This window comes from Streptomyces sparsogenes (assembly GCF_001704635.1).
GTDB classification, from domain to species: domain Bacteria; phylum Actinomycetota; class Actinomycetes; order Streptomycetales; family Streptomycetaceae; genus Streptomyces; species Streptomyces sparsogenes.
In genome coordinates, this window is the sequence record NZ_MAXF01000136.1 from 121,918 (window position 1) to 148,119 (window position 26,202).

39 protein-coding genes and 1 tRNA gene are annotated in these 26,202 nt (G+C 69.9%); 26 read left to right on the forward strand and 14 right to left on the reverse strand.

The window, feature by feature from the left end:
• Positions 1 to 9: 9 nt before the first annotated feature.
• From BBH68_RS28790 to BBH68_RS28820, 9 genes are all read left to right on the forward strand, one after another.
• Positions 10 to 237: a hypothetical protein gene (locus tag BBH68_RS28790; RefSeq protein WP_065966632.1), complete on the forward strand. Its 228-nt coding sequence runs from the start codon at positions 10 to 12 to the stop codon at positions 235 to 237.
• Positions 237 to 860: a hypothetical protein gene (locus BBH68_RS28795; RefSeq protein WP_065966633.1), complete on the forward strand. Its 624-nt coding sequence runs from the start codon at positions 237 to 239 to the stop codon at positions 858 to 860. Before BBH68_RS28790 ends, BBH68_RS28795 begins: the two co-directional genes overlap by 1 nt.
• Before the next feature lie 63 nt (positions 861 to 923).
• Positions 924 to 1,967, forward strand: coding sequence for a hypothetical protein (locus BBH68_RS42590; protein ID WP_174589106.1), 1,044 nt, complete (start codon positions 924 to 926; stop codon positions 1,965 to 1,967).
• Positions 1,968 to 1,975: 8 nt separating this feature from the next.
• On the forward strand, positions 1,976 to 2,332 hold the full coding sequence (locus BBH68_RS28805; RefSeq protein ID WP_065966634.1) for a hypothetical protein: 357 nt from the start codon (positions 1,976 to 1,978) through the stop codon (positions 2,330 to 2,332).
• Between the two features lie 11 nt (positions 2,333 to 2,343).
• On the forward strand, positions 2,344 to 2,778 hold the full coding sequence (locus BBH68_RS28810; protein ID WP_245738353.1) for a hypothetical protein: 435 nt from the start codon (positions 2,344 to 2,346) through the stop codon (positions 2,776 to 2,778).
• Complete coding sequence (locus BBH68_RS28815) at positions 2,775 to 3,134, forward strand: hypothetical protein (protein WP_065966636.1); 360 nt, start codon at positions 2,775 to 2,777, stop codon at positions 3,132 to 3,134. The genes BBH68_RS28810 and BBH68_RS28815 overlap by 4 nt, the downstream gene beginning before the upstream one ends.
• 2 nt (positions 3,135 to 3,136) lie before the next feature.
• Entirely contained in the window at positions 3,137 to 3,310 is a 174-nt protein-coding gene (locus BBH68_RS42200) for a hypothetical protein (protein WP_158080391.1), read from the forward strand.
• A 173-nt stretch (positions 3,311 to 3,483) separates the two neighbouring features.
• Positions 3,484 to 3,564: transfer RNA gene (locus BBH68_RS42205), tRNA-OTHER, on the forward strand.
• Between the two features lie 104 nt (positions 3,565 to 3,668).
• Positions 3,669 to 5,282 (forward strand): TROVE domain-containing protein, encoded by a 1,614-nt coding sequence (locus tag BBH68_RS28820; RefSeq protein WP_065966637.1) that lies wholly within the window; start codon positions 3,669 to 3,671, stop codon positions 5,280 to 5,282.
• A 55-nt stretch (positions 5,283 to 5,337) separates the two neighbouring features.
• Here BBH68_RS28820 and BBH68_RS28825 read toward each other — a convergent pair whose 3' ends face one another.
• Entirely contained in the window at positions 5,338 to 5,955 is a 618-nt protein-coding gene (locus tag BBH68_RS28825; protein ID WP_065966638.1) for a hypothetical protein, read from the reverse strand.
• A gap of 216 nt (positions 5,956 to 6,171) precedes the next feature.
• Here BBH68_RS28825 and BBH68_RS28830 point away from each other — a divergent pair, with 216 nt between their 5' ends.
• Positions 6,172 to 6,834, forward strand: coding sequence for an HNH endonuclease family protein (locus BBH68_RS28830; RefSeq protein WP_065966639.1), 663 nt, complete (start codon positions 6,172 to 6,174; stop codon positions 6,832 to 6,834).
• Between the two features lie 67 nt (positions 6,835 to 6,901).
• Here BBH68_RS28830 and BBH68_RS28835 read toward each other — a convergent pair whose 3' ends face one another.
• Genes BBH68_RS28835 through BBH68_RS28855 form a run of 5 tightly spaced genes read right to left on the reverse strand, consistent with a single transcriptional unit; the run spans position 6,902 to position 8,208 of the window.
• Positions 6,902 to 7,123, reverse strand: coding sequence for a hypothetical protein (locus tag BBH68_RS28835; protein WP_065966640.1), 222 nt, complete (start codon positions 7,121 to 7,123; stop codon positions 6,902 to 6,904).
• The gene (locus BBH68_RS28840) at positions 7,120 to 7,398 is read right to left on the reverse strand and encodes a hypothetical protein (protein ID WP_065966641.1); all 279 of its coding nucleotides are present in this window, start codon (positions 7,396 to 7,398) and stop codon (positions 7,120 to 7,122) included. Before BBH68_RS28840 ends, BBH68_RS28835 begins: the two co-directional genes overlap by 4 nt.
• Before the next feature lie 2 nt (positions 7,399 to 7,400).
• Positions 7,401 to 7,580, reverse strand: a complete 180-nt coding sequence (locus tag BBH68_RS28845) for a hypothetical protein (RefSeq protein WP_065966642.1) — start codon at positions 7,578 to 7,580, stop codon at positions 7,401 to 7,403.
• A 59-nt stretch (positions 7,581 to 7,639) separates the two neighbouring features.
• Positions 7,640 to 7,894: a hypothetical protein gene (locus BBH68_RS41585; protein WP_141713077.1), complete on the reverse strand. Its 255-nt coding sequence runs from the start codon at positions 7,892 to 7,894 to the stop codon at positions 7,640 to 7,642.
• Positions 7,895 to 7,896: 2 nt separating this feature from the next.
• Complete coding sequence (locus BBH68_RS28855; RefSeq protein WP_245738354.1) at positions 7,897 to 8,208, reverse strand: hypothetical protein; 312 nt, start codon at positions 8,206 to 8,208, stop codon at positions 7,897 to 7,899.
• Positions 8,209 to 8,620: 412 nt separating this feature from the next.
• Here BBH68_RS28855 and BBH68_RS42210 point away from each other — a divergent pair, with 412 nt between their 5' ends.
• From BBH68_RS42210 to BBH68_RS41595, 6 genes are all read left to right on the forward strand, one after another.
• The gene (locus tag BBH68_RS42210) at positions 8,621 to 8,782 is read left to right on the forward strand and encodes a hypothetical protein (protein ID WP_158080389.1); all 162 of its coding nucleotides are present in this window, start codon (positions 8,621 to 8,623) and stop codon (positions 8,780 to 8,782) included.
• Positions 8,779 to 9,441, forward strand: a complete 663-nt coding sequence (locus BBH68_RS28860) for a hypothetical protein (RefSeq protein ID WP_065966644.1) — start codon at positions 8,779 to 8,781, stop codon at positions 9,439 to 9,441. Before BBH68_RS42210 ends, BBH68_RS28860 begins: the two co-directional genes overlap by 4 nt.
• Before the next feature lie 66 nt (positions 9,442 to 9,507).
• On the forward strand, positions 9,508 to 9,891 hold the full coding sequence (locus BBH68_RS41590; RefSeq protein ID WP_141713078.1) for a hypothetical protein: 384 nt from the start codon (positions 9,508 to 9,510) through the stop codon (positions 9,889 to 9,891).
• Positions 9,888 to 10,910, forward strand: coding sequence for a tyrosine-type recombinase/integrase (locus BBH68_RS28870; RefSeq protein WP_079151249.1), 1,023 nt, complete (start codon positions 9,888 to 9,890; stop codon positions 10,908 to 10,910). Before BBH68_RS41590 ends, BBH68_RS28870 begins: the two co-directional genes overlap by 4 nt.
• A gap of 19 nt (positions 10,911 to 10,929) precedes the next feature.
• Positions 10,930 to 11,169 carry a hypothetical protein gene (locus BBH68_RS28875; protein ID WP_065966646.1) on the forward strand — a complete coding sequence of 80 codons (240 nt, stop codon included), beginning with the start codon at positions 10,930 to 10,932 and terminating at the stop codon, positions 11,167 to 11,169.
• 268 nt (positions 11,170 to 11,437) lie between these two features.
• Positions 11,438 to 11,677: a hypothetical protein gene (locus BBH68_RS41595; RefSeq protein WP_141713079.1), complete on the forward strand. Its 240-nt coding sequence runs from the start codon at positions 11,438 to 11,440 to the stop codon at positions 11,675 to 11,677.
• Between the two features lie 91 nt (positions 11,678 to 11,768).
• Here BBH68_RS41595 and BBH68_RS28880 read toward each other — a convergent pair whose 3' ends face one another.
• Positions 11,769 to 11,978: a hypothetical protein gene (locus BBH68_RS28880; protein WP_065966647.1), complete on the reverse strand. Its 210-nt coding sequence runs from the start codon at positions 11,976 to 11,978 to the stop codon at positions 11,769 to 11,771.
• Positions 11,979 to 12,511: 533 nt separating this feature from the next.
• Positions 12,512 to 12,754 (reverse strand): GntR family transcriptional regulator, encoded by a 243-nt coding sequence (locus BBH68_RS28890; protein WP_245738355.1) that lies wholly within the window; start codon positions 12,752 to 12,754, stop codon positions 12,512 to 12,514.
• A 145-nt stretch (positions 12,755 to 12,899) separates the two neighbouring features.
• Between BBH68_RS28890 and BBH68_RS28895 the strand changes: the two genes are divergently transcribed.
• The gene (locus BBH68_RS28895; protein WP_065966649.1) at positions 12,900 to 13,337 is read left to right on the forward strand and encodes a hypothetical protein; all 438 of its coding nucleotides are present in this window, start codon (positions 12,900 to 12,902) and stop codon (positions 13,335 to 13,337) included.
• A gap of 241 nt (positions 13,338 to 13,578) precedes the next feature.
• Here the strand turns inward: BBH68_RS28895 and BBH68_RS44695 are convergent, their stop codons facing one another.
• Together BBH68_RS44695 and BBH68_RS28905 are read right to left on the reverse strand one after the other, a co-directional pair.
• Positions 13,579 to 14,118 (reverse strand): GntR family transcriptional regulator, encoded by a 540-nt coding sequence (locus BBH68_RS44695; RefSeq protein ID WP_076972098.1) that lies wholly within the window; start codon positions 14,116 to 14,118, stop codon positions 13,579 to 13,581.
• A 344-nt stretch (positions 14,119 to 14,462) separates the two neighbouring features.
• Positions 14,463 to 15,089 (reverse strand): DUF5134 domain-containing protein, encoded by a 627-nt coding sequence (locus BBH68_RS28905; RefSeq protein WP_065966651.1) that lies wholly within the window; start codon positions 15,087 to 15,089, stop codon positions 14,463 to 14,465.
• A gap of 156 nt (positions 15,090 to 15,245) precedes the next feature.
• Between BBH68_RS28905 and BBH68_RS28910 the strand changes: the two genes are divergently transcribed.
• The gene (locus BBH68_RS28910) at positions 15,246 to 16,202 is read left to right on the forward strand and encodes an SDR family NAD(P)-dependent oxidoreductase (protein ID WP_065966652.1); all 957 of its coding nucleotides are present in this window, start codon (positions 15,246 to 15,248) and stop codon (positions 16,200 to 16,202) included.
• A 2-nt stretch (positions 16,203 to 16,204) separates the two neighbouring features.
• Here BBH68_RS28910 and BBH68_RS28915 read toward each other — a convergent pair whose 3' ends face one another.
• On the reverse strand, positions 16,205 to 16,789 hold the full coding sequence (locus BBH68_RS28915; RefSeq protein ID WP_065966653.1) for a GNAT family N-acetyltransferase: 585 nt from the start codon (positions 16,787 to 16,789) through the stop codon (positions 16,205 to 16,207).
• Between the two features lie 131 nt (positions 16,790 to 16,920).
• Here BBH68_RS28915 and BBH68_RS28920 point away from each other — a divergent pair, with 131 nt between their 5' ends.
• Positions 16,921 to 17,253, forward strand: coding sequence for an antibiotic biosynthesis monooxygenase family protein (locus BBH68_RS28920; RefSeq protein ID WP_065966654.1), 333 nt, complete (start codon positions 16,921 to 16,923; stop codon positions 17,251 to 17,253).
• A gap of 36 nt (positions 17,254 to 17,289) precedes the next feature.
• Here BBH68_RS28920 and BBH68_RS28925 read toward each other — a convergent pair whose 3' ends face one another.
• The gene (locus tag BBH68_RS28925; protein ID WP_065966655.1) at positions 17,290 to 17,682 is read right to left on the reverse strand and encodes a VOC family protein; all 393 of its coding nucleotides are present in this window, start codon (positions 17,680 to 17,682) and stop codon (positions 17,290 to 17,292) included.
• Positions 17,683 to 17,798: 116 nt separating this feature from the next.
• Here BBH68_RS28925 and BBH68_RS28930 point away from each other — a divergent pair, with 116 nt between their 5' ends.
• A complete protein-coding gene (locus BBH68_RS28930) occupies positions 17,799 to 18,353 on the forward strand; it encodes a GNAT family N-acetyltransferase (protein ID WP_065966656.1) in 555 nt (184 codons plus the stop codon).
• Positions 18,354 to 18,371: 18 nt separating this feature from the next.
• On the opposite strand, the gene BBH68_RS28935 is transcribed toward BBH68_RS28930, so the two are convergent.
• Positions 18,372 to 19,055, reverse strand: coding sequence for a glycerophosphodiester phosphodiesterase (locus tag BBH68_RS28935; RefSeq protein WP_065966657.1), 684 nt, complete (start codon positions 19,053 to 19,055; stop codon positions 18,372 to 18,374).
• A 274-nt stretch (positions 19,056 to 19,329) separates the two neighbouring features.
• Between BBH68_RS28935 and BBH68_RS28940 the strand changes: the two genes are divergently transcribed.
• Genes BBH68_RS28940 through BBH68_RS28950 form a run of 3 tightly spaced genes read left to right on the forward strand, consistent with a single transcriptional unit; the run spans position 19,330 to position 22,672 of the window.
• Positions 19,330 to 20,772, forward strand: coding sequence for a DUF6421 family protein (locus BBH68_RS28940; protein WP_076972097.1), 1,443 nt, complete (start codon positions 19,330 to 19,332; stop codon positions 20,770 to 20,772).
• A 44-nt stretch (positions 20,773 to 20,816) separates the two neighbouring features.
• On the forward strand, positions 20,817 to 21,602 hold the full coding sequence (locus tag BBH68_RS28945) for an SDR family oxidoreductase (protein WP_065966658.1): 786 nt from the start codon (positions 20,817 to 20,819) through the stop codon (positions 21,600 to 21,602).
• Positions 21,599 to 22,672 (forward strand): threonine aldolase family protein, encoded by a 1,074-nt coding sequence (locus tag BBH68_RS28950; protein ID WP_065966659.1) that lies wholly within the window; start codon positions 21,599 to 21,601, stop codon positions 22,670 to 22,672. The genes BBH68_RS28945 and BBH68_RS28950 overlap by 4 nt, the downstream gene beginning before the upstream one ends.
• Before the next feature lie 42 nt (positions 22,673 to 22,714).
• Here BBH68_RS28950 and BBH68_RS28955 read toward each other — a convergent pair whose 3' ends face one another.
• On the reverse strand, positions 22,715 to 23,443 hold the full coding sequence (locus BBH68_RS28955) for a lysophospholipid acyltransferase family protein (RefSeq protein ID WP_065966660.1): 729 nt from the start codon (positions 23,441 to 23,443) through the stop codon (positions 22,715 to 22,717).
• Positions 23,444 to 23,725: 282 nt separating this feature from the next.
• Here BBH68_RS28955 and BBH68_RS28960 point away from each other — a divergent pair, with 282 nt between their 5' ends.
• The 3 genes from BBH68_RS28960 to BBH68_RS28970 all read left to right on the forward strand — a co-directional run bounded on the left by BBH68_RS28960 (position 23,726) and on the right by BBH68_RS28970 (position 26,071).
• On the forward strand, positions 23,726 to 24,031 hold the full coding sequence (locus tag BBH68_RS28960; protein WP_079151260.1) for a TlpA family protein disulfide reductase: 306 nt from the start codon (positions 23,726 to 23,728) through the stop codon (positions 24,029 to 24,031).
• Between the two features lie 198 nt (positions 24,032 to 24,229).
• Positions 24,230 to 25,015, forward strand: a complete 786-nt coding sequence (locus BBH68_RS28965; RefSeq protein WP_065966662.1) for an electron transfer flavoprotein subunit beta/FixA family protein — start codon at positions 24,230 to 24,232, stop codon at positions 25,013 to 25,015.
• 93 nt (positions 25,016 to 25,108) lie between these two features.
• Positions 25,109 to 26,071 (forward strand): electron transfer flavoprotein subunit alpha/FixB family protein, encoded by a 963-nt coding sequence (locus tag BBH68_RS28970; RefSeq protein ID WP_065966663.1) that lies wholly within the window; start codon positions 25,109 to 25,111, stop codon positions 26,069 to 26,071.
• Positions 26,072 to 26,202 lie beyond the last annotated feature (131 nt).

Sequence of the window (26,202 nt, forward strand, 5' to 3'; positions counted from 1 at the left end):
GAGACCCTCATGGCGATGAACCCCACGAACCTGCCCTACATCACCGTCTTCGGGCAGGGCACCAACCCCGAGGAGTCGGTGAGCGTCGACCTCGTCGCAACCACCAACGGCATCCAGTTCTCGGAAGATGAGCTGATCGCGCTGGTGCGGCAACACCTCGATAGCCTTCCCGGTGTCGGATCGACGTCCGCCACTCGCTACAGCGTGGCCGTGGAGCAGGTCGGCGAGGGAGCCTGATGGCCACAACGGACGCCTACGGGCAAGGCATTCCGATCACTGCGCTGACGGATCAGCCGAACGCCAACTCACTCATCTTCGGGCCCGTCGATGAGCTCACCGAACGGTCCGTGATGCGATTCTCCTCGGCCTCGGCGCGCAACGCGACCCTCAGCAGCCCGGTAGCTGGCATGGTCGCCTACCTCACTACGGAGAAGCTGTTTACTGGCTACGACGGTACCGCCTGGGTGGTGCTCGCTGCGGGCACCTCCGCCTGGACGAACGTACCGCTGGCCAGCGGCTTCACCCACAATGGCAACAGCAACGGGAACTTCCAATACAGGGTGGTCAATCTCTTCGGCGAGCCCACTGTCATGCTCCAGGGCGCCGTCAACGCGACTTACAGCGGTAGCAACATCGCCAACGGGGGCATCGTCACCTCTTCCCCACTCCCGTCTTCCGCCCGGCCAGGGAGCCTCCGCACCGTCGTCATCCCCTGCTCAGACGTGTCCAGCGTCCGCATCACTCTCAAGCTGGACGCCCAGCCTGACGGCCACCTGAAGATTTACGGCACAGGCACCGGCGCCGACGGCACCAGCAAACCTCCGTGGATCGGATTCAACGGCGTCTTCTACAGCCTCTGACCACGAACATCCCTCACCGCACGCCCCGCAGAGTCGGGGCCTTCTTCATGTCTGGAGGCCTCCGTGGCCAAGACGGGACCACAGCGCTACCCCGGCGCATCCACCACCTACTGGTACCAGTCCGCGTGGGGTGGCGACTCGATGGAGTCGAACGTCATCGTCTGGCACACCACCGAAGGCACCAGCCTCCCCTCCTACAGCGGGGGAGCGCAGGCCCCCAACTTCACCGCCGTGCCCGACTTCAAGAACAAGCGGCTGCTCTGGTACCAGCACTTCGACTTCGACACCTCCGCCCGTGCCCTCGTCAACCGGCCTGGCGGGGTCGAGACCAACACGCTCAATGTGTGCCAGGTTGAACTCGTCGGCACCTGCGACCCGTCCACGCACAAGAAGTGGGGCAGCACCCCGCACCTGTACACCTCGGAGCTGCCCGACTGGGTGATCCGTGACCTGGCCGCCTTCGTTAAGTGGGCCCACGACCAGCACGGCGTGCCGCTCACCAGCGCGGTGACGTTCAAGGCATACCCGGGCAGCTACGGCTCCAACGGGGTGCGCATGACCGCCGCCAAATGGAACAGCTTCACCGGCCACTGCGGGCACCAGCACGTCCCCGAGAACGACCACGGCGACCCCGGCCTATTTCCTATGGGCGCCATCCTCGACCACGCCAAGGGCGCCAGCACCCCCACCACCCCGCACCAGCAGGGAGAAGACAGCGACATGCCCACCACGCTCGGTCTGTACAGCACCACCGACCGGCCCCTCGTCCCGGGGAAATGGACCACGCTCACGGTCGAAAAGACCGATATCGTCACCGGCGCCAATGCCTACACCGCGAGCGTCATGCTTACCGTCGACGGTGCACCCGCCGGCGGCACCCTCCAGGGCCGCTTCTACCACCAGCGCACAGACGGATCCCGCTGGGACTCAGGCATCGTCGAACGCCCCACCACAGCAGGCAGCAGCTTCGTCGACTTCCCCCACGCCGGATCCATCGCCGCCACCGAGAAGCTCCGCTTCGAAGTCGCCTACTTCCCCGCCACCTCAGGCGACGAAAAGTCGGTCACCATCACCACGTCGCGCGTGCGCGGCCTCTACTGGAAGTGAGCTCGACCATGAAGATCTTCGGCAGAGAACCGGTCGTGGTTCTGAACAGCCTCTCGGCGATCCTCGGCCTGATCGTCACCCTCGGTATCACCAGCCTGACCGCCGAACAGTCCGGCGCGATCGTCGCCGTGGTCTCCGCAATCCTCGGCGGCATCGCCGCCGCCATGACCCGACCCGTCGCTCCGCAGGCGTTCACCGCCATCGTCGCAGCCGGCGCCACCGCCGTCGCCGCATTCGGCTACGAGGTCAGCCAGGAAACCGTCGGCGCCATCAACACGCTCGTCCTCGCCGCACTCACCCTGCTGACCCGCGTCCAGGTCACACCCTCCAGTCCGGCCGCCCCCGCGGGCCCGACGGGCGTCTGATGCCGTGCCGGGTGGCCCGACGGCTACAGAAACACCTGGGCCGCCGCGGCACGTTCCTTTTGATCCTCGGCACGGGCAAGACCTGCTGGGGCATCGGCCTCATCGCCACACCCCAAGGAAGCACACAGGGCCTCGAACTCCTCACCCACGCCATGCCCCTGCACTACTGGGCCTGGCTATGGATCACGGCCGGCCTGGTCACCGCGGGCAGCGCCTTCGTCCGTGTAGGCCGCGACAGCATCGGGTTCTTCGCCGCCCTGATACCCCCCACTGTGTGGGCCACGGCCTACACATCTGCCGTCGTCAACGGCACCTTTCCCCGCGGCGGGTTCGTCGCAATCTGGTACCTCACCTCCCATGTGGGGGTCATCCTGTGGGCCGCAACGGTGCCCGAACATTCGGTCCCCCCAGCGCCGAGACGCCCCCGGAGAGGCAAGGGCGCATGACCATCTGGGCGGGCCTCGTCACCGCGTTCGGCACCGTCGGCGTGATCGCGTGCGGGATCTTCACCGCGCGAGCAACCACGCGGGCAGCCGCCGCCACGGCACGGGCGAACGAGGCCGCAGCGCGGGCAGCCGCCGAGCCAGCCAACCAGCAGGCAAGTCTGTCGGTTCTGCAGGCCACGGTGGAACGGGTGGACATGGAAAACGGGCAGCTACGGCAGAGGCAGAGCAGGCTGGAGTCGCTACTGCGGGCGTTCTCGTGGACGGTGGACGAGCTGTATCGGTGGGCTCGGAACCCTGTCGGCCAGCCTCCGGAGCCGCACTCGCTGGTGGATGAGTACAACCGAACTGGAGTATGACCATGCCGACCCCTGAGGAGCAGCCCGCCCCGCAGCCGGCCGTGCCGATCCCGGACACGTCCGCGGCGGACATGGGCACCCTGGTGGACATGGGGGTGGTGGAGCCGCAGCCCGAGCCCTCCCCGGAGCCGCCACCGCCGCCCAACTACGACGGGGCGGCGCCCGAGAATCCATGAAGGAACGCCTCGCCCCTGCCAAGTGCAGGCGGCGGGGCTTCTATTCGTTTGCCGTGTCGGCACCCCCATGTACTCTTGAGCCACAACTTCATGCACCTCCCGGTGCGCAGGCCGCGGCTACTTCTTTGGGTGAATCACGCCGCACGCCGACTTTGATCTCGGGAGGCACAGCATCGGGGGTGCCCGGTGCGCAGGCCGGGGATACTTCTCCTGCCAAGAGAGAGACGCGGGTTCGAATCCCGCCCTCCGGTCCAGGGGACCGGAGGTAGCTCAGCGGCCTAGAGCGCTACGTTTCCCCAGCCGATTTGATCTCGGGCACCCTACTGCTGGTCCTTCCCTCTACGTGAGGGGCTTTTTCATGGCCAGGTTCAACCAGCGCGGCAGCCGTCCCGCCGTCCACTCGCCCGTGACCACCACCGGGGAACGGACCATCACACACGAAGGCGCCACCGGACACCTCCGGGACGCGAAGAGCGAACTCTTCCTGCTCGCGGTCAGCAACTTCGTGGGTGTCGACACCTTCTACGAGAAGGGCGGCCAGCGCGACGACCGGTACACTCAGCTCGTCCGCAAGCTCGCCATCGAAGACCCCGAGTGGACAGCCGGACTCCTCGGCTGGTTGCGCGGCGAGGGCAACATGCGCACCGCCGCCCTCGTCGGCGCCGCCGAGTTCACCGCCGAACGCCTGCTGCACGAGGTGCCCGGCTACTCCCGGCAGGTCATCGCCTCCGTCCTCCAGCGCGCCGACGAGCCGGGGGAGATGCTCGGCTACTGGACGTCGAAGTACGGCCGCAAGCTGCCGAAGCCGGTGAAGCGCGGCATCGCCGATGCCGTCCAGCGGCTCTATAACGAGCGGTCGCTCCTCAAGTACGACACCGACAGCAAGGGCTACCGCTTCGGCGACGTCCTCAACCTCGTCCATGCATCGCCCGACCCGGGCAAGGCGTGGCAGGGAGACCTGTTCGCCTACTCCCTGGACCGCCGCCACAAGCGGGGCACCGTACCCGACCCCGACACGCTCCCGATCCTGGCGCGCAACCTCGCCTTCGCCGAATTCGTCGAGCAGGACCCGAACATCCTGCTGAGCGCCGAGGAGATCAAGCGTGCCGGGCTCACCTGGGAAACGGCGCTGTCCATAGCGGGCAGTAAGGTCGACAAGGCCAAGCTGTGGGAGGCCCTCATCCCGTCCATGGGCCTGATGGCGCTCGCCCGGAACCTGCGCAACTTCGACGAAGCCGGCGTCGCCGACGCGGTCGCCGCACAGCTCTGCGCCCGATTCGTCGACGCGGAGCAGGTGGCGAAGTCCCGTATGTTCCCGTTCCGCTGGTGGGCCGCCTACAAGCACGCCCCGTCCCTGCGCTGGGCCCACGCGCTCGAGCAGGCCCTAGGCCACTCCCTTGTCAACGTGCCCCGCCTGAAGGGCACCACGCTGATCCTGGTGGACCGGTCGCCGTCGATGTTCCCCGGCTACGGCTTCTCCACCCCGAACACCTCGGACATCACGCTCGCTGAGCAAGCCGCCGTCTTCGGATCCGCCCTCGCCCTCCGAGCCGAGAAGCCCACCCTCGTCGAGTTCGGCGGCGAATCCAAGGAACTCGCTGTCCCCAAGGGGGGCAGCGTCCTGAAACTCGTCGAGCAGTACGGGCAGATCGACGGCACCGACATCCCCACCGCCGTGAAGCGCCACTGGTTCGCCCACGACCGGATCGTCATCGTCACCGACGAACAGACCCGGCCCGGCTGGCTGCCCTCCAACATGCACCGCTACGGCGGGATGCAGGAGACCGCCATCGACGACCTCGTCCCCAAGACCACCCCCGTCTACATGTGGAACATGGCCGGGTACAAGCCCGGCGCCATGCCGTCCGGGACCACAGGCCGCCACACCTTCGGCGGCCTGACCGATCACGCCTTCCGCATGGTGCCGCTCCTCGAAGCCGGCCGCGACGCCGCCTGGCCGTGGGAGGACTGATCCGCACAACATGGCGCCCCGCTCTCCTCCGGGAGGGCGGGGCGCTTCGTCTTCTCTACTGGATGGTTCCGCTGAACTCGGGGAACTCCAGGTCGAAGTTCTCGGAGGAGCGCTGCACGGTCACGACGATCTTCTTCCCGTACTTCGTCCCGAGCACGCTGTCGTCGTTCTTGGTGACGGTCATGCCGGGTGCGAGGCGCCCTTCGAGCGGATCTGACCCGGTCTCGTAGGTCGTGGTGGCTGCCTCGCCGCCGTTCGTTGCTCCCTCGACGATAAGTGACAGGTCGTCCAGCTTGGCCGCGGCCTTCCCGGTGTTCGTGAGCTTCAGCTCGACCCGGAACCCAGTCTCGCCCGGGTCAGGCGTGCTGTCGTACTCCCCGAACTTGGTGACTTCTCGGGCGTCAACGACGGAGACCTTGAGCCCGTCCGGCCAGGTGTACGTCTTCCCGAAAGCGAGCCCTGTGCTCGACTGCTCGGCCGGCGCGGGCTTCTCGTCGGCGCAGTGCTCGACCCAGGCAGCCTGGTCGCCGTTCGGGTCGTCGCAGTCGAACGACGTCTTCCCCGCGGCCTTCGGTTTCGCGTCCTTGCTGCTGTCCTTGTTGTCCGAGCCGCTGCAGGCCGTGAGCGGCAGGCTGGCGGCCAGGATGAGCGCGGCGATAGCGCATCTGCGCATGGTGCCCCCCTTGGTTGGTACGTGCGGGATGACCGTAGCCGTGCCGACTGGATGGTGAAGGGGGTGTGGTCGATTGGTAGCCGAGTTGTGATGAGGTATGCGAGGTTGGGGCGGCGATTGACCAGCCCCACTCTTGAGTGATCTTCCTGTCGTTCTCGACCGCCTGCTCAGTCGCCCGCGATACGACCGTGCTGACCCCCATCGAGGAGGAGCAGCATGGGAAAACTTAAGGCGCTGGCGGTCGGTGTTGCGGCAGCGGCAGCTCTGGCCGGCTCGGCGCCCGCGGCGTCTGCGGACCCGGGCGAGGTGGTGCACACAACGCTGCGGCAGGCGATCGCCGACCTACCCGTCGCGGACGAGAACCGCACCGGGTACGAGCGGACCAAGTTCAGGCACTGGGTGGACGCGGACCGGGACGGATGCAACACGCGCGCCGAGGTGCTGATCGAGGAGGCAGTGGAGCCACCTACGGTCAGCGCCGGCTGCGTGCTCACTGGCGGCACATGGCACTCCTACTACGACGACGCGGACCAAACTGAGGCCCGCGCCCTCGACATCGACCACATGGTCCCGTTGGCCGAAGCCTGGGACTCGGGGGCGTCGGCCTGGTCGGCGGGGGAGCGGCAGGCATACGCCAACGACCTCGACGACGAACGCTCGCTGGTGGCGGTGACGGCGCGGGAGAACCGGCGGAAGGCTGATCAGGACCCGGCCGAGTGGCTGCCGTCCGCGACGGGGGCCCTCTGCCGGTACGTGACGGAGTGGACGGCGGTCAAGACCCGCTGGGGTCTGTCGGCGGACTGGCGTGAGGCGGCGGCCCTGGTCGAGCTGGCAGCCGACTGCCCGGACGAGGAGCTGACGGTGGTCCTCGCCCGCTGACCAGGTAGCCTGACACAGCGCCGCCCCCGCCTGCTTACCTCAGGCGGGGGCGGCGTGCTGCGTGCGCTCAGGCGTGGTCGAAGGTGACGGGCATCGCGTCGGGGGAGTCGGCGTCGGCCTCCCTCTTCGCGGCGAGGGCGTCGCGGAGTCCGAATCGGTTGCTGTACTGGCAGAAGGCGGCGTTCGCCTCGTCTCTCGCCTTGATGTACGCCTTGTAGGCGGCCTCATTCTCCGACATGACAGCACGAGACGCCCGTAGCGTCTCGATCAGGTCCGACCTGCTGGTCATGGCTTCTCCTTGTTGTCGTTGCTGCGGTTCAGGATCTCGGCGAGCCCGGCTTCGACGTCGAGCACCTGGCCCAGGTCAGCGACGGTGCGGGTGTGGGCCTCGGTCAGGGCGCGGTTCAGAGCCTCGGCGGGCGGCTCCCCGACGCCGCCGCAGTCCTTCAGTCCGGCGGCGGCTGTCCCGTCGGGGTTCCGTGCCCAATGTGAGCGCACTGTGCCGTCGCTCTTCAGCCGATAGGGGCGGCCACACACCTGGCAGTGTCCCTTCGGGGTGGTCACGGTCAGCTCTCCTCGACGTCGTCGGCTTCGGCTCCGCAGCGGCGGCACTCGTTGCCCTCGCCGACCGGCGGGTAGTCGTGCTCGGGGTACGGCCGGCCGTCCCCGTCGACGCATTCGTCTTCGAGCGGGAAGTAGTTCGCCTTCTCGCCGCCGACAGGCGGCATGTAGTCGGAGTAGGTCACGGTGTCTCCTCTGTGTTGGTGGTGCGGCGGACCCACACGCGGACGTGGGCGGGGGAGGGTCAGGAGGTGGCGGACGGAAGGGCCTGCCTCCCGGCCTCGGTGATAGTCAGGGGCCGCTTGATGCCGCGCAGGGTTCCGTACTCGACCCATCCTCGCCGCACCAGCGCGTTCACTGTCGTCTTGGACATGGTGGTGCCGTCCGGCGCGATGATGTACCAAGTGCCGCTGTGCTCCCAGCGGTATGTGCCTCCCTTCGCGATGTGAGTGAGTGCTACCGCCTGCGGGGCAGTCGGCTCGGGCTGTTTCGTGGGCATGGTCACTTCTCCTCGTCCTTATGGTCCTTGCCGATGTGGTTGCGGATGCTGGCCGGAGCCCCGGCGTAGTTGCAGTGCGGGCACTGCTCCCAGACTCTCGCTCGAAGAGCCGTCTCCTTGAGGGAGTTGTGGGGGCCGAAGCCATGCTCGTCGAGGAGCCGCGCCACGGAGCCCTCGTACTTAAGAGCAAGGATCGCGGCTTCCGCCATCTTGTCGTGGCCCCGGGTGAAGAAGCTGCCGAGGCTCGTGTCCCTGTCGCAGCCACACCAGCACTTGCCGGTGGGGATGAGGCGGGGGGAGTCGTCGTGGCTCATACTTCAAGATAGCGCATCTTGATGCCCCATCAAGATGTGCTAACAAGATTCCCGCAAGGGTGAGGGGTTGCGCAACGGCGCCCCGGGCGCCTGCGGTTGAACGGCGCGGCTCTCGATAACATGCCATATCGCGGGCGAAAAAACGGTACAATTAGACATGCCTCCAAACCCTCCTGATGAGTTGTTTGCTCGGCGCGCTTCCCGCCGAAGCAACAGAGTCCGCCGGGCCTCTCTGTCGAAGCCGATCGATGTGAAGACGGATGGCCCTCCAGCGTGGGCAACGCGATTCGTCATCCCGCGAGATGCGTGCGAAGCGTGCGCCCAGCACTGGCACCACCGGTGCTGGGGCGTCAACGTCCTCCTCGACCCCGTCCCCAACTGCCCGTGTGACTGCGGCCACCGGAAAGACCCGATGCGACTCAGTGACGAAGCGTGGGCCGACCTCGCGATCCACGCCCCGGACCATGTCTGGATAGCCGCCATGTTCGAGCGGCAGCGCGCGGCAGGCATCCACGCCTGCGTCATGGACGACCAGGAGCGACACTGGGCCGCGCGTTGGGAGCGTGACCGATGACCGTCAACGTGCATCTCGGGGACGAGCAGGGTCTCGACCGCTCCCGTCGCTACCTCCGCCCCGTTGCTCGCCTCCAACTCCCCGACGAGCCGGATCTCGTGCACCTGGCCGTATACGAGTGGCTGCCGATGTTCGACGCATGGGCGACCGGCCCAGCCATCTGCGGACGCTCAACCGCACAGGGCCCGCTGACGGAGAGCGTCGAGGCGACCTGCGCGTCCTGCCTCGCATACGAGCCGAAGTACCGGACCGCACTGGACCGGCAGGCCGGGGTGATGCGAACGACGCAGGTGCCCGCCGCGAGCCTTGAAGAGCACGTCGCGGCCACCAAGTACTGGTTCGACGCCGCCGACGAACGGCGAGTCGAGCGCGATCAGCTCCGCACGAAGCTGAAGGCGATCACCGAAGCCACGATCCTGTGGCGCGACCGCACCGCCGGGGACGTCGGTCTGGCCATCGCTCTCGCCGGGATCCTGGACGCCGAAGCGCCCGAGCCTCCCGCCACGGCCGCTCTCGCTCGCGTGCGGAAGCTGCACAGGCCAGTCCTCTACACCGACCCCGTAGACGGGCAGCGCTCACAGCAGTGCGCCCACTGCTCCGACCACGCTCCCGTGCTGTACCCCTGCGACACTGTTCGCGCGATCGAGGAACGCCCGTGACTGACCTCGTCCCGCGCCAGCCGGGCGCCACCCCCGCCGCCTACATCGCCTGAGAGGTTAGAACTCATGACACATCAGCTGCCCCACCCGTTCGATGCCACAGTCGAAGACCTGACCCAAGCCGTGCAAGCCCTCCCGCGTGACCCGGTTTTGGTCCGTGACTACGATCGGATCGAAGACCTTGTCGAATGGATCGGCAAAGCCGCAACCACTCTGAAAGGCGAACTGCCGCACCCAGGCGTGGAACTGCCGATCGGCCCCTCGCATCCCGGCACCCGGGACGACGTGGTCACGGCCCTGGCATCCATCGCCGCCCTCGTCCCACCTGCACCTGACGCAGAAGCCGAGCACTTCGTATGGATCAGGGACTGGTCAGGATGGCTCTGGCACGCCGCCCGTAACGTCCGTCAGCGCGCCCCCCGTTACGACTACGAGGTGGAGCGCCCGTGACCGACCTGCAAGTCACGTCGAGCAGCGACCGTTCCCCCGCTGCCTACGATGCTGCGACGCTCGCCGTCCTGCACGCCATGGAAGAGGCAGCCGAGAAGCACCTCGACGCCATCCGCCCCCACAACACCAAACGCGGCTACGCCAACGACTGGGCACTCTGGGAAGAGTTCCACGATTGGCTCGGCGAACGCACCGGGCAGGCCCTGCCGTTGACCGCCGTTACCAAGGGCACGCTCGTCGGGTTCGTCGTCTGGCTCGACACCATCAAGCTCGCCGCGCCCAACAGCATCGACCGCAGGATCACCGGCGTCACCGTCACCGCGCGAAACGACCACGGCGTCGAAGTCCCCAAGGCCGCCACCGTCGCTGCCCGCCAGGCCCTCAAGCCGCTGAAGAACGACCCCGAACGCGTGGCACGCGGCCGAGGCAAAGCACCCGCCGCGACGCCCGAGCAGCTGCAGCAGATGAACGCCGCCGTCGCCGACGGACTCACCGGACTCCGCGACCGCGCCCTCTGGCTCATGGCCTTCGCCATCGCCGGCCGCTCCGCCGAGGTCGCCGCCCTCCGCGCCGAAACCATCGTCCACGTCAGCCAAGGACTCGAAGTCCACGTCCCCGCCGTCAAGGGCCGCCCGCCCCGGGATGTGGTCGTCGGCTACGGCAAGAACCCCGACACCTGCCCTGTCCGTGCCTGGCTTACTTGGCGCGCGGCAGCAGGCATCACCACGGGGCCCGCCTTCCTGCCCGTCACCGTCTGGGGCCAACTCGGCGACCGGGCCCTCTCGCCGGAGGCCGTCCGGGAGATCATCGCCCGCAATGCTGAACGGGCTGGCCTCTCCGTTCGCCTGACCGGCCACAGCATGCGAGCAGGGTTCATCACCACCTCACGCCGAGCAGGCAAGCGCGAGGAGAAGATCCGCGCCCAGTCCGGCCACGCCGAGAACAGCCCCGCCTTCTGGGGCTACATTCGGGAAGCCGACAAGTGGACCGATGCCGCGTCCGAGGACATCGGCCTCTAACTGAGGGGGAACCGCGCCCGTGGAACAGATACCGACCTACGACGTCACGCTCACCGGAGGGCCGCTCGACGGGAAGACCCTGCCTGTGTCTGGTGATCCGATGGAACCCCCGGACAGCGTGGTAGTACAGCTTCCGCCGGAGAACCAACTGCAGGCGGTCTATACCCCCAGGGTGAACACTGACCCCGAGGGCGGTCCGTGGGTCTATCAGTACATCCGCACGGAACCGGTGCTGCGAGCGGACGACGCGAGCGCATAAGGGAACGTTATGCGCTACCCCACCATGTGGAAGATCAGCGTCCGGCCCCTTCCCCACGCCGACCTTGAGGTGCGCTCTGTGGGTGGGCATCGCACGTCTTGCTCCCCAGGCGGAGTGTTGATCCCCCTCTGCGCCCCGTCTCGTGCGGGCGGGGCGCTTCGTCCCTCCCGGCCTCCCCACGGGAGGGCCGACGCCTGTCGGGCAGCGGCCCGAGAAAGTCTGTGCCGACCTGTGGCATTACCGCCGGGCAGGGGCGCACCATGGCGCGATGATTTCCGCATCGTTCACCGAGTTCGTCGAGAAGTACACGAAACCGTGCCCCGACCCCGAGTGCCCGTCGTGCAAGACGTTCGGCCTGCGAATGTACTGCCCGCCCGACGCGCCGGAGCGAGTCGTCTGCCTGAACCGGAACTGCCCGGACTACGAGCGTCTCGAGGGCATGCCCGACCCGAACTGGACTCGCTCGCTGCTCAGCCCTTGCCCGCCGCCCGACCGTCCCACGGACTGAACCTGGCCCTTCGGGCCCGGATGCCCCGTTCCTGGAGCTGCGAACAGGGCGGGGCGTTCTGCTGTCTCTCCGCTTGGGGGGCGCCGTGCTGTCACCACACGTCCGGTCCGCCACCGCGCCACTCGATGAGCGGCGACGCTTCGAGGTCCATGTCGTCGGCGTCGGGCAGGCCGGCCCGCCGTAGAAACTCCCGGAGATCGGCCTCACCGTAGGCGACTCCGAGGATGACCCCATCCACGCGTACTCGCCGGCCGCCCGAAGCTGAGGGCGGCTGCACGACGACGCGCTGCACTCCGGCCATGCGTCCAGGGTGTGGCGAACCCGGACGAGCCGCACCCTACGGACGGCCGCCCGTGCCACACTGGTGTCGGCCCCCGCTGCATCCCCCGTCGGCGGGGGCCTCTTCACGCCCCGGCGCCGTCGGCACCCGCGCGTACCCTTGAATCATCTATCCGATTTACTGCGTGGGCTGCGCGGCTACTCGGATGCGAACCGCCCCGTCGAACCGGCGGGGCGGCGGCATGACGGGGGAGGCGTGAAAGTCACGGTCAGCGAGCTGGACCTGCATTACACAGGTCCAGCTTCCGGCATCTGAGCATCACTTTGGCGGTGCCGCCAAAGTGATTACGCCGCCTCGGTGACCGGGCGCCGCTGGGCTGCTGCCCACGCCACGACGAGCCGCGCGTACTCGGCCCGCTCCGCCTCAAACAAAGGCCTCCCAGCCCGGTCCGCCATGAACCGACGGATCGCCTCATTCGCCGCAGCGGCAGGCGCCGCATCCGGGGGCGGGGGAGTCTCGGGCATGCGAACAAGCCTACGGGCAGGCAGTGACAATCACCCCTGCCCGGCGGTCGGAGAGACGAAGCTCCCAAGCCCCGGCTCCGTGTAGATCAGACCCTCCTCGCGCAGCGCCCGGTGCACCTTCTGGCCCGTCGCGGTCGCGATGCCAAACTCCTGCTGCAGCGCCAGCACCGACGGGACGCGAGTCCGCGGCGGATACGTGCCGTCGGCGATCCGCTTACGCAGCACCTCGGCGACCTGCCGCCACCGCGGAACATCAGGAGCAAAGTCGATCACATCGCCAAGCTAGGCATGCCACACCTGATCAGGCGAGATAGGGCATACCAAGCGTGCTACGGCATGCTAGGGGAAGGAACAGCAAGACCCCCGCGGCCGTGCGACCGGCCCGGGGGCATGGACCACCTGGAGAGAGCAGGCAGACGTGCACGAGCCTAGAGCCGACTCCCGCCCCCACCGAAGCCCCAGGGCCGAATCCATCGCCGCCCAGCTCGCCGCGCTCACCGGCAGCACCCCGCGGCTCAGCGTCGGTGCCGGCCGCACCCGCATCGAGACGGACCTCCCGCCCGTCCTCAGCGACGCCGGGCGCCACATGCTGTACGCGACCCTCGCCAGCGCCGACGACTACGGGCACGAACCCGACGGCGGGTACATCTGGGTGGAGCTCCACACGCGGCTGCCGGATCCGGGCGCACTCACCTCGGAGCAACTCCAGGGACTGGCCTGCGCTTGGTGCGGGGCCCGCCTCTACACGTGCCGCTCCATCGGCACCATCCAGCTGCGGCCGGGCCTTAACGGCCAGTTGGCTGAGACTGCCGAGCTGATGGTCTGCAGCCCTGTGTGTGCCACACGGCATCCGTGAGTTATCGGCTCTGGCCAGGACTTCTACGCACTGTGGCCAATCAACGACGAGTTAAGTGCCCATCGCATATATCTACGTCATGCACCTAGCGAGACGCGTCCACCTGCGGTTCACTCGACTCTGGCATGTTCAGGCCCATCAGCCTGTTTGGCCCTGACTCCGTGGGCGGGGACCGAACCGAAGCACCCAGCGATCCATCGGGAGGATCAAATCCGATGTCTCAACTGGACGCCCGGCAGCGTCAAGACGAGTTCGAACGAGCCGATAGGCCACCGTGTCCATAGGTAGCCGCAACGCCTGAGCCTGCCCTGCGTCCAGCTGCACGGCATCGACCTCGAAGATGGCAGAGGAGTGCTTGCGGCGCCGGCCGCGCCACCAACTGATGATGAGCATCGCCGACCGGCCCCCCCGGGTCCCAGCACTCTCGCATCTCCCATTGCAAGACGGATTGCTGGGAGACGTCGAGGCGCGATGCCAACTGTGCGGTCGCGGGGCACCTCCCGGCGCCGCTGACCTCCGAGCCGAACGACCAGTCGCCATCTGGGTTGGTGAGTGCGCGCACGGCCGGAGGGTAAGCCACGGTCAGGCGCTTGCGTGCCTCTCCCTCGAGCACGCCCTGGCGTCGGAGGAGGGCGACAGCGAGCCGCACGGTTTGTTCGTGTACGCCGTACTCGACAGCCAGGTCTGTGCGCGATGGGACCTGCTGGCCAGGCTTCCACTCACCGGAGTCGACGCGGCGCTGCATGTCAGTAGCGATGCGCCGGTGCCGCGCCTCCGCCATCTCGACCCCTACGCGATCTTGCCTCGTGAGGTGATCAGGCTAGGAATCGGGGTACCTGCTGGATATATCCAGACGGCGGCAAGGCAGTGCTGAATGCTCGATGCCGCCTAGCGGCGGCGCACTAACCCCCCTCACTGAACGACCGACCCCGGGCTCTGCTCATCCCCCAGGTGCATCCCGGGGTCGGTCTTTGTGCTGTTCGTGGATGGGGAAATGGGAGACAGATGGGAGATGATCTTGTCTCACGGAGGGGGAACCCTGTCTGACCGGGACTGACCAACGAGGCAACTCACCAGGCCAAACAGCCAGTCAGGACGGATTCCCTGAGGTGATCGTCCACCACCTCAGAGGGTCAGGAGCATCGCGAACATCCCGATTCCCATGGACAGCCTGCAGGCCTCCGCCAGTTCGGGCCGCCGCGACCAGGCGAGGCCGCCGGCCCCGCCGCCCGAGCCGGCCGCCGAACCGGGCCCCGCCCCGCCGCTCGGCGCGGCCGGCACCAGGCGGCGCGTCGCCGACCACACCACATACGCGGCGAAGTACACCAGCAGCGCGCCGGTGAGCGCAGGCACCCCGCCCGGCACCCGCTCCTGGCCCGCGTGCCCGGCGTGGCCGTGGCCCCCCGCCGGGCCGCCCACCGCCATCGCCAGCGCCATATAGACCATCGCCGAAGCCCCGACGGCGTGGTGCAGATGATGCCCCAGCGGCCCGCCGTCGCGCCGCCCGGGCAGCAGCGCCCGCACGGCCGCCACCCCGAACACCGCGGCGAGCAAGGGCGGGCCCCACGGCCGGGGATCGAGCGCCGCGGCGGGCACCGCCATCACCGCCATCCCCCAGCCCATCAGCGCCTCCGCCCCCGCGGCCCGCCGCAGCCGGCCGGGCGGTTCGCCGCGCATGCGCAGCAGGCAGTACGACCCCGTGGCCGCGCACAGCGCGACCAGCAGCCAGCCGGCGAGCGGCGGTCCGTGCACGGCGCACCTCCCGGGACGGACGGATCCCCGGGAGGCTGCCCGGCGCGGGCCCCGCACACGGGAGCGCACGGGGGCAACGGGGGAGCGCGGCCCCGGATCCCGGGCCCCGGCCGCGCGCTTGACTTCGCGCGCACTCCAAGTCCTAGCGTCTGGGACATGATCACCGAGCAACACAGGATCGGCAGCGGCTTCGGCGCGCACAGCACGGCGGACGACGTACTCACCGGCATCGACCTGACGGGCAGGACCGCCCTGGTCACCGGCGGCTACTCCGGCCTCGGCCTGGAGACCACCCGGGCCCTGGCCCGGGCCGGTGCCCGGGTCGTCGTCCCCGCGCGCCGGCCCGACACGGCGCGCGCCGCCCTGAGCGGCGTCACGGGGACGGAGGTGTGGGAGCTGGAGCTGGCGGACCCGGAGGGCGTACGGGCCTTCGCCGACCGCTTCCTGGACACCGGCCGTGCCCTCGACATCCTCATCGCCAACGCGGGCGTGATGGCCTGCCCGGAGACCCGCGTGGGCCCGGGCTGGGAGGCCCACTTCGGCATCAACCACCTCGGCCACTTCGCCCTCGTCAACCGCCTCGGCCCGGCACTGGTCCCCGGCGGGGCGCGGGTGGTGTCGGTGGCCTCGTCGGGACACTTCCTCTCCGACATCCGATGGGACGACCTCCACTTCCGCGCCGGCTACGACCGGTGGCTGGCCTACGCCCAGTCCAAGACCGCCAACGCCCTCTTCGCCCGCCACCTCGACACGCTGGGCGCGGACCGCGGGGTGCACGCCTTCGCCCTGCACCCCGGCAGCATCCTCACCCCCCTCCAGCGGCACATCCCCCACGACGAACAGCTCGCCCAGGGCTGGATCACCCCCGACGGCAAGCCCGCCGAAGGCTTCAAGACCCCGGCCCAGGGCGCGGCGACGGCCGTGTGGGCCGCCACCTCGCCCCTGCTGGACGGCCATGGCGGCGCGTACTGCCAGGACTGCGACATCGCCGAGCCCGCCACCACGGACGACATGCTGATCGGCGGGGTCAAGCCCTGGGCCGTGGACCCCAAGGCGGCGGCCAGGCTGTGGGAGGTCTCCAGCGAACTCACCTGCCTGGACTCGTTCTCGTAGCTTCAGGCGTCGCGGCTTCGGACGTCGCGCGTCCGTACGTGGAGATGGCCCTCCAGCGGGAACGCGGGCGGCGTGGCGGGGAGGAGCGAGGCCAGGGCGTACCGGCTCTTCCGCGCGACGCGGCACGACGCCGCGTTGTCCACCTGGTGCAGCAGCTCCAGGCGCGTCAGCCCGTCACCGGCGAAGGTGGCGAAGGCCCAGTCGGTCAGGGCCCGCAGCGCCCGGGGGGCCACCCCCCGGCCGCGCGCGTGCGCGGCCGTCCAGTAGCCGACCTCGGCCGAGGGAGAGCCGGGGTTGAGGTTCTTGAGCACCACGTGCCCGGCCACCCGCCCGTCGGCCGCCCCGGGGTGGGTTTCGGCCACGGCGAAGGCGAAGCGGTCTCCCGCCGCCCATCCCCGCCGCTGCTCCTGGATCCATCGCGCGGCGCCCGCCTCGTCGTCCACGTCCGTCCTCGTCCAGCGGCGCAGGGCGTCGTCCCGGCACCACTCGACCAGGCCGGCCGCGTCCGCCGGGCCCCAGGGGCGCAGGAACAGCGCGGGCGCTCCCGGGGCGGTCTCCGCCTCCAGCCGCACGGCGATCTTGTCCATCGGGGGAGGATACGCGGCCGCGGATCGCCGTCCGGTGGCCCCACCGGGACGCGGCCGCCAGACGGTGGTAACCGGAGGATCATGTCAGTAGCCTTGCGCCGTACGCTCCTTACTGACGGAGGGCCTGTCGCATGACCACCTCGTTCGTCCGCCCCGAGCCGCCGTACTACGCGGTCATCATCACCACCCGGCCGACCGCGGACCTCGAAGGCTACGCGGCGATGAGCGAGCGCATGGCCGAACTCGGCGAGGCGCAGCCCGGCTATCTGGGCCGCGAGTCGCTGACGGGCGAGGACGGCCGGGACCTCGTCGTCATCTACTACGCGGACGAGGCCTCGATAGCGGCCTGGAAGGCCCACCCCGAGCATCTCGAAGCACAGCGGCTCGGGCGCGAACGCTGGTACGCCTCCTACAGCATCGAGGTCGCGCGGGTGGAGCGCGCCTACTCCTTCAGCCGCGACTGAGAGGCGTCCCGGCCGGCGGTCGGCCGAGGAGTTCCGCTACATCCCGGGTCGGTAGCGAAGCGGATGGTCCCCGGGGACCTCGACGATCACGATGTTGACCCCGTCCGGGTCGGCGATCCACATCTCGATCAGTCCCCAGGGCTCCTTCCGCGGCGGGCGCAGCACCTCCACGCCCCGGGCCGCGAGCTGCTCGTGGGCCGCGTGGGCGTCGGCGACCTGGAGCCACAGCTGGAGGCCGGGGGCGGGGGGAGTGTCGGAGCGGCCGGAGAGCTCGAGGAAGCCGCCGCCGAGGAAGTAGACCGTCCCGCGCTCGGGGCCCTCGCCGAATTCCCGGTAGACGGCGAGGCCGAGGGCCTCGCCGTAGGAGGCGCGGGAGCGTTCGGGGTCGGTCGGCCGCAGCAGGGTTCGGCTGCTCAGTACGTGCACCATGGCCCGACCCTACGCACCGGCGGCGGGTTAGGGTCGATTGCCGCCGCCCCCGGTGTCGTGAGCAGCGGGGACCGCGAGCGGCGGGGGATCGCAAGCAGGGAGAGGACATCCGACGTATGGACACCGTGGACGCCGCTCGGCCCGCCGCCGAGCTCACCTTCCGGGCCGCGACCGAGGCCGATGTGCCGGCGCTGGTCGCGCTGATCGAGTCGGCCTATCGCGGGGACTCCAGCAGGGCGGGGTGGACGACGGAGGCCGATCTGCTGGACGGGCAGCGCACGGACCCCGAGGGGGTCGCGGCCGTGGTGCGGGACGGGAGCAGCCGGATGCTGGTGGTCGAGCGGGGTGGCGAGCTGGTGGCCTGCTGCCAGCTGGAGCACCGGGGCGAGCACGCGTACTTCGGGATGTTCGCGGTGCGCCCCGCGCTGCAGGGCGGCGGGCTCGGCAAGGCGATCATCGCCGAGGCGGAGCGGCTGGTGCGGGCCGAGTGGGGCGCGCGGGAGATGCACATGACGGTGATCTCGGCCCGCGAGGAACTCATCGCGTGGTACGAGCGGCGCGGCTACGCCCGTACGGGGAGGACGACGCCCTTCCCGTACGGCGACGAGCGCTTCGGCATTCCGCGCCGCGCCGGTCTCGAGTTCGAGCTGTTGGTCAAGCCGCTGGGGTGAGGGGCGCGGCGCGGGCGGTCACGCGGTGTAGCGGGCCGCCCGCTTGATCTCCGGGAAGTCGGTGGTGCCACCGTCCAGGCCGAGCCCGCGGGCCAGCTTGAGGTGGTCCGGGGTGTTCACCGTCCAGCCGATGACCTTGAGGTCGGCCGCGTGGGCCCGCTGGACCAGCTCCAGGGTGAGCCTGCGGATGTTGAGGACCAGCATTCCGGCGCCGACCGCCCGGGCCCGGTCGATCACATCGAGCCCGTAGCGGCTGGCGACCAGCGCGGTGCGGGCCTCCGGGAGCAGGGTCCGGATCTCGGCGAGGGCCTCGTCGTGGAAGGAGAGCACGTCCACCCGGTCCAGCAGATCACGGCGGGTGATCACCTCCGCGAGCGCCCGCGCGGCCGCGGTGTCCTTGATCTCGGCCTGGAGGGGCGCCCCGACCGCGTCCACGACCTCCTCGAAGACGGGGATGCGCTCGCCCTGGCCGGCGTCGAGTCCGCGCAGCTCGGCGAGGGTGAAGTCGCCGATGGGGCCCTCGCCGTCGGTGGTGCGGTCCACCTCGGCGTCGTGCATCACCACCAGCGCGCCGTCCTTGCTCAGATGCAGGTCCAGCTCGATGACGTCCAGGCCCTCGCGCTCGGCCCGCAGGAAGGACCGCAGGGTGTTCTCCGGCTCGACGCCCATCACTCCGCGGTGTCCGATGGTGAGAAAGGTCAAAACGGTGTCTCGCTGTTCTGTCGGCTCTGCTGGTCGTGCCGAGGCGGCTGCCCAAAGCGGCGCTCAGCCTAACGGCCGACTGTGACGCGGGGGTTGAGGCGGGGCCGCGAGGTGGGCGCGGGTCGGCGAAGGGAGGGTGTACGACCGGGCGACACAGGAAAAACATCGGTGTGGAGGGGGTGGGGCAGAACATTTTCCGGCAGCAGCACTTGAGTGGTTGATCCATCGATGGATACGGTGGCTTCACGTTAATTTCTTCGGTGGAGGTGTTGCTGTGACGGAAATTCTTTCGTCCATGGTGGCGGAGGGTGGCATTCTGTCTGCGGACCGTGGTGACGGTACGGGCCGTGGGGAGGCCGCGGACCGTGCGGCTCGGGTGATCGAGCACCCGTCGTGGCCCCTGCTCAAGGGCGCCGTGGAGACCATCAGGCCCTGGCAGTCCAAGGACGGCTCCATCGACTTCGAGGCCGACGGCGCACCCACCCCCTCCCGGGCCCGGGCCGCCGTCGAGAAGGTCGTCCAGGCCGTCGAGGAGCTGGCCCCGCTGCTGCCGCACGACGCCGCCTACCACCGGGCGCTCGTCGCCGACCTGCGCCGCTGGGCCGAGGACGGATTCGAGGTGCCCGACTTCCTCGACTCGCTGCTCGCCTTCCAGCCCGCCGCCCGGCGCGTCGACGGCCTGCAGCACCTGGTCGTCTTCCCGATGTACACGCAGAACGGCAACCCCGACCGCAACCTCGAAGCGGTCGTGGTGCGCGTGGTGTGGCCCGAGTGGCTGGCCGAGCTGGAGCGCACCCGCTACGACAACCCGCTCTACCTCGGGCTCGCCTTCGAGGACTTCACCTCCGGCTACGACACCAACTCCGCGGTCCTCTTCCCCGAGACCATCGCCGTCCGCGAGGTCCCCGAGCGCTTCAGCTGGGGAGGCATATTCTGCGACCGCGAGGCCGCCCGCTTCCGGCGGGTCAGCCAGGCCGCCGTCCGGACGCTGCGCCTGGAGCTCCCCGAGGACGTCCGGGGGATGCTCGACGACCAGCGGCGCTGCGAGGAGGCGTTCGCCCTGTGGGACATGGTCCACGACCGCACCCACAGCCACGGCGACCTGCCCTTCGACCCCTTCATGATCAAGCAGCGCCAGCCGTTCTGGATGTACGGCCTCGAGGAGCTGCGCTGCGACCTCACCGCCTTCAAGGAGGCCGTGAAACTGGAGGCCGAAGGGGTCGCCCAGGCCCGCGACGTCCAGTACGCCGTGATCTTCGACCGGATGTTCCGGTTCCCCGTCACCGGCGACCGGGTGCGCAACTACGACGGGCTCGGCGGCCAGCTGCTCTTCGCCTACCTGCACCAGCACGACGTCGTACGCTGGACGGACAACACCCTGCACATCGACTGGGACCGCGCCCCGCGGGTCACCAACCAGCTGTGCGGCGAGATCGAGAAGCTCTACCGCGACGGCATCGACCGCCCCAAGCTCGTCCACTGGTTCAAGGCGTACGAGCTGGTGTCGTCCTACCTGTCCCCGCACCCCGGCTCGGTGTGGGCCAAGGGCCCCGACGCCCTGGACCTCAGCCGGCCGCCCCGCAAACTGGTCGACGAGGTGCTCCCCGACGAGTTCCCGCTCAGCATGTTCTACGAGGCGCTCGCCAAGAAGCTGCGCGATGTGGTCGCCTCCACCAAGGGCATCACGGCCGACAGCGACCTCCGGGAGGCGGCGTGAAGCCGGTGGCAGGGGACAGCGGAGGGCACGAGGAGGCGACGACCATGACCACCCTGACGTCGAGCCCCACCCCCAACGAGCCGAGCAACGGGGGTCCCCTGGACGGCGCCGTGGTCGCGGTGGCCGGCGCGGCGGGCCCGGCGGGCCGCGCCGTGCTGCTCCGCCTCGCCGAGGCCGGAGCGACCGTCGTCGCCTCCGACGCGGACCCGGCCCGCCTGGCCGAGGCCGTGGACGCCGCCCGCTACGCCCACGGCGGGGCCACCGTCACCGGTGACACCGTCGACCTGCTCGACCTGCGCGCCGCCCGCGCCTGGGCCGACCGCACCGAGAAGGAGTTCGGCCGGGTGGACGGCCTGGTGCACCTGGTCGGCGGCTGGCGCGGCGGCAAGACCTTCGCCGACGCCCCGCTCGCCCACTGGGACACCCTCCACGACCTGCTGATCCGGACCGCCCAGCACACCTCGCTCGCCTTCCACGACGCCCTGCTGCGCAGCGGCAAGGGGCGCTATGTGATGATCAGCGCGGCGGGAGCCTCCAAGCCCACCGCCGGCAACGCCGCGTACGCCGCCGCCAAGGCGGCCGCCGAGGCGTGGACCCTCGCGCTCGCCGACTCCTTCCACAAGCTGGGGGACGAGGGCGGCCCGGCTGCGGCCGCTGTCATCCTGGTGGTCAAGGCGCTGGTGCACGACGCCATGCGGGCGGAGCGCCCCAACGCGAAGTTCGCGGGCTTCACGGACGTCAAGGAGCTGGCCGAGGCCATCACCGGACTCTGGGACCGGCCCGCCCGGGAAGTGAACGGAACCCGTCTGTGGCTGACCCCCGAGCCGTGAACCCAGGGCGCACCGACGCCCGCCGCCACCACGACCCCGAGCTGCGCGGATTCGCCAGCGACAACTACGCGGGAGCCCATCCGGAGATCCTCGCCGCGCTCGCCCTCGCCAACGGCGGCCACCAGGTCGCCTACGGCGAGGACGAGTACACCGAGCATCTGCAGCGGGTCATGCGCAGCCACTTCGGGGCCGCGGCCCAGGCGTTCCCGGTCTTCAACGGCACCGGGGCCAACGTGGTCGCCCTCCAGGCGCTCACCGACCGCTGGGGCGCGGTCATAGCCGCCGACACCGCGCACATCCACGTCGACGAGTGCGGCGCCCCCGAGCGGGTGGGCGGGCTGAAGCTGCTCACCGTGGAGACGGAGGACGGCAAGCTCACCCCCGAGCTCATCGACCGCCAGGCGTACGGCTGGGACGACGAGCACCGGGCCATGCCCCAGGTGGTCTCCCTCGCCCAGAACACCGAGCTGGGCACCGTCTACACGGTGGACGAGATCCGCGCCATCTGCGACCACGCCCACGAGCGCGGCATGAAGGTCCACCTCGACGGGGCCCGGCTGGCCAACGCCGCCGCGTCCCTGGACGTGCCGATGCGCGCCTTCACCAACGCGGTGGGCGTGGACGTGCTGTCCTTCGGCGGCACCAAGAACGGCATGCTCTTCGGTGAGGCCGTGGTGGTCCTCGACCCGGACGCCGTGCGCGGGATGAAACACCTGCGCAAGCTGTCCATGCAGCTCGCGTCCAAGATGCGGTTCGTCTCCGTCCAGCTGGAGGCGCTGCTCGCCCGCGATCTGTGGCTGCGCAACGCCCGCCACGCCAACACCATGGCCCAGCGGCTGGCCGAGGGGGTCCGCACGGTGGACGGGGTGAAGATCCTCCACCCGGTCCAGGCCAACGCCGTCTTCGCCCGGCTGCCGCACGACGTGGCCGAACGGCTGCAGAAGCGCTACCGCTTCTACTTCTGGGACGAGGCCGCCGGCGACGTGCGCTGGATGTGCTCCTTCGACACCACGGAGGAGGACGTGGACGGCTTCGTCGCCGCGCTCCGCGAGGAGATGGGCAAGGCCTGACGGTCCGGGCGGGGGCCGGGCGGGAACCCGGTCAGGGCGGGGTCAGTGGTGGCCCCGCCCGGCCGCCTGCGCCGGGGCCGGCGCGGTGCCGCCCAGGTGGGCCGGCACCCACCAGGTGTCCTCCGCGTTCTTCGGCCGCACCGGATACGCCCGCTGCGCCGCCTCCAGCAGCTCCTGCACCCGGGTGCGCAGCCGCTCGGTCAGCGTGTCCGACGGCTCGGTCGGATCGGCCTCCATGGGCGCGCCCACCCGCACCGTGATCGGGAAGTGGTTGCGGCCCAGATCCCGCTTGTGGCCCTTGGTCCACAGCCGCTGGGTGCCCCACAGCGCCATCGGCAGCAGCGGCACCCCCGACTCCTGGGCCAGCCGGGCCGCGCCCGACTTGAAGTTCTTGAGGGTGAACGACTCGGAGATCGTCGCCTCGGGGAACACCCCGATGATCTCCCCCGAGCGCAGCGCCCGCAGCGCGTGCTTGTACGCGTCCATGCCCGCCGCGCGGTCCACCGGGATGTGCTTCATGGCGCGCATCAGCGGCCCGGCGACCTTGTGCCGGAAGACCGACTCCTTGGCCATGAAGCGCACCAGCCGCTTGGCCGGACGGGCGGTCAGCCCGCAGAAGACGAAGTCGAGGTAGCCGATGTGGTTGCTCACCAGAACCGCACCGCCCCGCTTGGGGATGTTCTCGGTGCCCTTGATGTCGAAGCGCAGGTCCAGCGCCTTGAACATGGTGCGGGCGACACCGATCACCGGCGGGTAGACGAGCTCTGCCATAGGGGGACCCTTCATCTTCTCCTGGGAGGGCTCTCCCGACTGAAGTTACGCGGCCGTAGGTTCGGTCTTGTGGCAGATGGTGCCCCATGGCGTGCCGGTCTGCCTACCGGGCGGACCCCTCCGGCCGCGAGATCCTCATCACGTCGGGGCGGAGCGTGCGCCGGGGCGGGCGCGGAGAGGAATGCCCGGGGGTGTCCCGGCGCTGCAACCGGCGGGGGGCGGAGCCGGGAGCGAACGGAAGGACGGCGGGTGCGAAGCGGGCAGGGCGGGACGGACGACGGCATGCGGCTGGGCGCGGCGGAGCTCGGCGCGCCGCTGGGGGAGCGGGCGACGCTCGTGCAGTTCTCCAGCGCCTTCTGCCAGCCCTGCCGGGCCACCCGGCGCGTCCTCGCCGAGGTCGCCCGGATGGTGGACGGCGTGGCGCATCTGGAGATCGACGCCGAGGCGCGTCTGGACCTGGTGCGCGGGCTGGGCGTCGTACGGACCCCCACGGTGCTGGTGCTGGACGCCGGGGGTCGCGTGGTGCGCCGCGCGGCCGGTCAGCCCCGCACGGCGGACGTGATCGCGGCGCTCGGCGCGGTGCTCTGAGCCCACCGGCGGCGGCCGTTGGCAAGGTCACAGTTCAACCGGGTTGCCTACGGGGAACACCCTGGATGTACTGACGAGTAATATTTCGATCGGTGCAGGGCGGTCCCGGTCGCCGACCGGCCGGAATCCGCACCCGATGGCGCCTATGCTGCCTGCACAAGGCAGCTGACGAAGAGACGATGCAGTAGGAGAGCCGGCGTGAGCTTGAGGATCGTTGTCTGTGTGAAGTACGTGCCCGACGCCACCGGCGACCGGCACTTCGCCGAAGACCTGACCGTCGACCGCGACGACGTGGACGGCCTGCTCTCCGAGCTGGACGAGTACGCGGTCGAGCAGGCGCTGCAGATCTCCGAAGAGGCGGACGACGCCGAGATCACCGTGCTGACCGTCGGGCCCGAGGACGCGAAGGACGCGCTGCGCAAGGCGCTGTCCATGGGCGCCGACAAGGCCGTCCACGTGGAGGACGACGACCTGCACGGCACGGACGTCGTCGGCACCTCCCTGGTGCTGGCCAAGGCGATCGAGAAGACCGGTTACGACCTGGTCGTCTGCGGCATGGCCTCCACCGACGGCACCATGGGCGTGCTCCCGGCGCTGCTGGCCGAGCGCCTGGGCGTCCCGCAGGTCACGCTCCTGTCGGAGGTCTCGGTCGAGGACGGCACGGTCAAGGGCCGCCGGGACGGCGACACCGCGAGCGAGCTGCTGGAGGCCTCGCTGCCCGCCGTCGTGTCGGTGACGGACCAGTCGGGCGAGGCCCGCTACCCGTCCTTCAAGGGCATCATGGCCGCCAAGAAGAAGCCGGTGACCTCCTGGGACCTGGAGGACCTGGAGATCGACGCGGACGTGGTCGGCCTGGAGGGCGCCTGGACCGCGGTGGACGGCGCCACGGAGCGCCCGGCCCGCACCGCGGGCACGATCGTCAAGGACGAGGGCGAGGGCGGCAAGCAGCTCGCCGCGTTCCTCGCGGAGCGCAAGTTCATCTGAGGAGGCGGTCCCGCGGGTCGGCCCTTCCGCTGACCCGGCCGCGCCCGACGCACCGCCAACCGCCCGTACCTTTCCCGCAGGAGATCGATTCCCATGGCTGAAGTCCTCGTCTATGTCGACCACGTGGACGGCGCCGTCCGTAAGCCCACCCTCGAGCTGCTGACCCTGGCCCGCCGGATCGGCGAGCCCGTGGCCGTCCACCTGGGCCCGGGCGCCGACGCCGCCGCCCCGGTGCTCGCCGAGCACGGCGCGGTCAAGGTGCTGACCGCCGACGCGCCCGAGTTCGCCGACTACCTCGTCGTCCCCAAGGTGGACGCTCTGCAGGCTGCCTACAAGGCCGTCTCCCCGGCCGCCGTGCTGGTGCCCTCCTCTGCCGAGGGCAAGGAGATCGCCGCCCGGCTGGCCCTCCGGATCGGCTCGGGCATCATCACCGACGCCGTCGACCTGGAGGCCGGCGACGAGGGCCCGGTCGCGACCCAGTCGGTGTTCGCCGCCGCCTTCACCACCAAGTCCCGGGTCAGCAACGGCACGCCGGTCATCACGGTCAAGCCGAACTCGGCGGCCGTGGAGGCCGCGCCGGCCGCCGGCACGGTCGAGCCGCTGTCCGTGACCTTCTCGGACCAGGCCACCGGCACGAAGATCACCTCCCGTACGCCGCGCGAGTCCACCGGGCGTCCGGAGCTGACCGAGGCCGCGATCGTGGTCTCCGGCGGCCGGGGCGTCGGCGGCGCGGAGAACTTCCCGATCGTCGAGGCGCTGGCCGACTCGCTCGGCGCCGCCGTGGGCGCCTCGCGCGCCGCGGTGGACGCCGGCTGGTACCCGCACACCAACCAGGTCGGCCAGACCGGCAAGTCGGTCTCCCCGCAGCTGTACATCGCCACCGGTATCTCGGGCGCGATCCAGCACCGGGCCGGCATGCAGACCTCGAAGACGATCGTGGCCATCAACAAGGACGCCGAGGCCCCGATCTTCGACCTCGTCGACTACGGCGTGGTCGGCGACCTCTTCGAGGTGGTCCCGCAGCTGACCGAGGAGATCAAGACCCGCAAGGGCTGACCCCTCGCCGTACGGCCCCCGCACGCGGACGATGCGCCGTGCGCGGGGGCCGTCCGCGTTTCCGGGCGTCCGCGTTTCCGGGCGTCCGCGCGTTCCCGCGGCGGTGTTGACCTGCGATCGGGCCGTCGATA